Source organism: Brachyspira catarrhinii, from assembly GCF_005518285.1.
Taxonomy (GTDB): domain Bacteria; phylum Spirochaetota; class Brachyspiria; order Brachyspirales; family Brachyspiraceae; genus Brachyspira; species Brachyspira catarrhinii.
Genome location: NZ_SJDU01000219.1, coordinates 1 through 4,038 on the forward strand (window position 1 = coordinate 1; position 4,038 = coordinate 4,038).

3 protein-coding genes are annotated in these 4,038 nt (G+C 34.9%); all 3 read right to left on the bottom strand.

The features are described 5' to 3' along the window. Positions 1 to 15 precede the first annotated feature (15 nt). Positions 16 to 996 carry an acetylxylan esterase gene (locus tag EZH24_RS08305; RefSeq protein ID WP_137998686.1) on the bottom strand — a complete coding sequence of 327 codons (981 nt, stop codon included), beginning with the start codon at positions 994 to 996 and terminating at the stop codon, positions 16 to 18. 210 nt (positions 997 to 1,206) lie between these two features. Further along, positions 1,207 to 2,427, bottom strand: a complete 1,221-nt coding sequence (locus EZH24_RS08310; protein ID WP_137998687.1) for a cell surface protein — start codon at positions 2,425 to 2,427, stop codon at positions 1,207 to 1,209. Between the two features lie 17 nt (positions 2,428 to 2,444). Then, complete coding sequence (locus tag EZH24_RS08315) at positions 2,445 to 3,866, bottom strand: sialidase family protein (protein ID WP_137998689.1); 1,422 nt, start codon at positions 3,864 to 3,866, stop codon at positions 2,445 to 2,447. Between the last annotated feature and the right edge of the window lie 172 nt (positions 3,867 to 4,038).

The window sequence follows — 4,038 nt, forward strand, 5'->3', positions numbered from 1 at the left end:
TACCTTATAACCTTTTTAAATTCCATGTTTATTTAAAAAAGTCAATTTTCTATGATTATGTTCGTTATCGCCTCCTTCATGCCCGTTGAAAGTATATACTTCTATATTCTTTTCTCCAGCATAATTATTATAAGCCGCAAATACCGTAGACGGCGGACATATCATATCCATTAAAGCCGTTGAAAATAAAGCTTTGGTTTTGCAACCTTTTGCAAAAAATACTCCGTCAAAGTAGGAAAGAGTTTCAAATACTTGATTCTCTTTATTTCTTTCGGCTATACAAAATCTTGCAATTTGACGATAAGGGTCGCTATCCACAATAGTAGTCGCTCTTCTAAAATCGCATAAAAAAGGAACATCTATCAAAGAAGCCTCGATTTTTATATCGAGTTTTCCCGCCAAATATGTTGACGCAAGAGACATGCCTCCTCCCTGACTTATTCCGCTTATTACGATTTTGTCCGTTAGTTCATGTTGTTTAGCCGCCTCGATAGCTTTAACGGAATCGATAAAAACTCTTCTGTAGTAGTATTCGTCTTTATTCAATATTCCTTTCGTCATAAAGCCGTCAGAATGAGGTCCATAACTCGAAGGGTCGTAAGTCAAGTTTCCGCCGTTTGTTATTCCTTCCGCTCCCTGTCCTCTCGCTTCCATAACGAAAGTGGAATAACCAGCGGACGGATACATCAAATACTTATAAGGAAAATCTCTTCCTCCGCCATAACCCGGATATTGCATTATACAAGTTAATTTTTTGCCTTTGGAATCTTTCGGGGCGATATACCAGCCGTAGATTCTATTTTCGCCGAAACCCGCAAAATTAACTTCCCAAGTGTCGAATAATTTTAAACAATAATCATTCTTTAACTCGTATTTAGCGTCCGCGTCATGCGAATTTTCTTTCAATGTTCTTTCCCAAAAAGAATCGAAATCTTTAGGTTTTTCGGAGCTTCCTTTATACTCCTTCAGTTTGTCTAAACTTAAATCAAAAAACATATTAATCCTTTCGCCAAAATTTTTATTAGTCGGCAATTTTTATTTTATCTCTTTATAGTTTATATAATTTAATTTTCTATGTCAATATTAAAACAATTAAAAATTCAATTTGCTGTTTTTTTAATTAGGCATATTTATAAATTATTATGTATAGAACTATCCAAAAAGGATAGCTCTATATATTTAATCATTCTATTATAAGAGAAAAAACTAAAAATAATATGTTAATCCCGTATTGGCATTAAGAACCATAGAAGTCGAATTCAAACTTTTTAAAGTGTCGGCTATAGTCACTCCGCCAGTTTGAAGTTCAAAATACCACTCCAAATTTTTAACGGGTCTTATATATAATTCTCCATAAACCACATATCCTAAAGCCATGAAAGGAGTTTTTCTTTCTGGCGTCTCTCCATAAATTGTGTAAATATGTTTAGCGTTTATCATAGTAAAGGATAAAGCGGGTTCAAGATAAAAATGTATATTTTCATCTTGAGAGGTTGCCGTAAAACCTACGGGTAAAGCCAAACCTATTCTATAAGGTTCTATAGCGTAGAAATTTCCCGGAATAGAGGCTATATATCCTCCCTGTATTCCCGCTCCAGTATCAGGATTAGCATGCGCTCCCGCAGTGCTTCCCGGTCCGGTTTGAGGCCAGTAAGGAGTAAAACCTTTAGCGGTTATATTGAAATTATCATATATAGCTCTTCTATCTATCGATTCGTTTATCTTACTATTCAAAGCTTGGTCGAATTGGAAACGAATTATTGGCTCGATTAATACCGTATCGGTTTCTACTTGGAAATATAATCTCGCTTGAAAACCCACAGACTGCTGTCTTATCTTTTGAGATTTATTCAACACATTTTCTATATACGAATTGCCGTAATTAAGATATAATCTCAAATGGCTAAATACAGAACGGCGAATATAATACCTTGCCTCTATTCCCGTAGATATTACCATAGCGCCTCTTAAATCCGTAACTTCCTTTTTACTTTTAGAACCTATTCCTATTGAAATGGGAACATTTATTCTAAAATCATCGTCCAAAGCGGTGGCGGTTATCATAGGGGTATGAACCATATAGGCATCGCTTTTATATGTAAATTCATAACCAAAACCTATGCCCCAAAATCCCGCTTCATAACCTATGCCGACTAACGCGGAAGGCACAAAAGTATTGATGGCGTTAGTTTGTTGAACATTATCTACATTATGGAAAATATAATCGGATACATTATTTGCCGAAGTTAAACCTACCGCAACGCGAAGGTAATCCGTGCCATGCAATACTCCGAGCCTGTCGGTTCTTACTCTTAACTGATTACTATGAACAAAAAAATCTATGAAATTTTCCGATGCATAATAACCATATAGATTTGATAAACTAAATAAAATCGTTAAAGCTGTAATTAATAAATATTTTTTCACTTTCTAACATCCTTTTTCTAATTTTTATATTGAAATAAATTATCGGTATCGTAATTTACATATTCTTTGCCTCCAGAAAGCCAACACAAATTAAATCTTCTGAAAACAATATCGTAGGCATCTTGCTCATTAACGGTCGTTTCTTCCGTTAGAGTTGCAATAGTTCCATCTGGCAAAACGGTTATGGAAGGATAGCCCGAATAAAGATTTTCGCCTCCGTTTACAAGCTGTTTTGTATAAATATACTTTCCCGTAGAAGTTCCGTTTCCATTTCCAAAATCGTTATCCGTCATTCTAATTGTATGATTTTTTCTTGCCGTAAACCAACTATTTGCTTTATTGACGTTAGCGTTAATCATTAAAATATGTTTAGCGGTTTTTATATGTCTGCCGTTGAATTCGTATCTTGTAAAATCTGCGTTATTGCCAGGGTCCAAAACTTCGCCGTCAATTCCTTGATAAGTCCAATTTTTTCCTCCGTCCGTAGATTTGCTCCAAGCCCTACCTCCCTGATATACTCCTTTTCTATGATTAAGCATTATGCTTCCGTCAGAGAGTTCAATAGCTTTTGTTTCGTCTATATTATTGTCTGAAGGTTTGATATTTCCATACCGCGTGAAACTAACTCCGTCATTCTCTGAAACCATTGCGGTTACGCTTAAACCGCTAGATTTATTCCATTGAAAATATGCAAACATTAATTTTTTAGCCCCTGCATTAACTCCATTTCTTAAAGTTAAACCCTGTCCAGAAGCTCCAAAACCTTTCTTAGCATCATTTATAGTCGTAGGGAGAAAACTAAATTGTTTAGTCCAAGTTCTACCATCGTCTTTGCTTCTGTAAATAACAGTTTCGCCTTTATTATCTTGTTGAATTCCAGGTTCGGTTATAAATCCGCATAAAACATCGCCGTTATGACAATTAATAAAGAAAGCGTCCCCATAGCTATCTGAAGAACTTGTGGCAGTGTTAGCGACAACTATAGGATTACTCCAAGTAGTTCCCAAATCCTCGCTTCTTCTAACGATAACATCTATTTTGCTACTTTTGCCCAAGTCTGCAGTTTTTTCGTATCTTCTATCAGCAGCGGCTAAAATCGTTCCATTTGAAGTGCAGATTAACGCGGGTATTCTGAAATATTTTGAACCATAATCCCCTTTCTTAAATAAAACCTTATAATTATTGTTCGGGTCCATTAATTGTCTTTGTTGAATTTGCGATAAAGAACCTTTATGAAGCGTGTAATTATTACTTCCTACAGTCTGTCCGCCGCCTGCGCCTTCACCTCCAGAAACTTCACCTCCAATATCTCCTCCGTCAGTGCCTCCTCCAGTTCCTTCATCTCCCAAAGGACTTTCGCATGATAAAGCCAATATCATACCTACTAAAATTAGAAATAATTTTGATTTGTGAGTAAAAACTCGTTTTAATTTAGACATAATGTCCTCCTAAAATATATTAATTTTTTATAACAAGCGCTTAAAGATAAAACGCCAATTATCGAATTAAAAAATTTATAAAACGAAATTATAGAATTAGAAATACTATTTAATACGATTGAATGCTTAAAAGATAAACATAATATATTTAAGAATAAAAAATGAAATGAAA

Excerpts from the sequence above, each read along its gene's own strand:
- EZH24_RS08305 (WP_137998686.1), bottom strand. The coding sequence starts at position 996 with ATGTTTTTTGATTTAAGTTTAGACAAACTGAAGGAGTATAAAGGAAGC.
- EZH24_RS08315 (WP_137998689.1), bottom strand. The coding sequence starts at position 3,866 with ATGTCTAAATTAAAACGAGTTTTTACTCACAAATCAAAATTATTTCTA.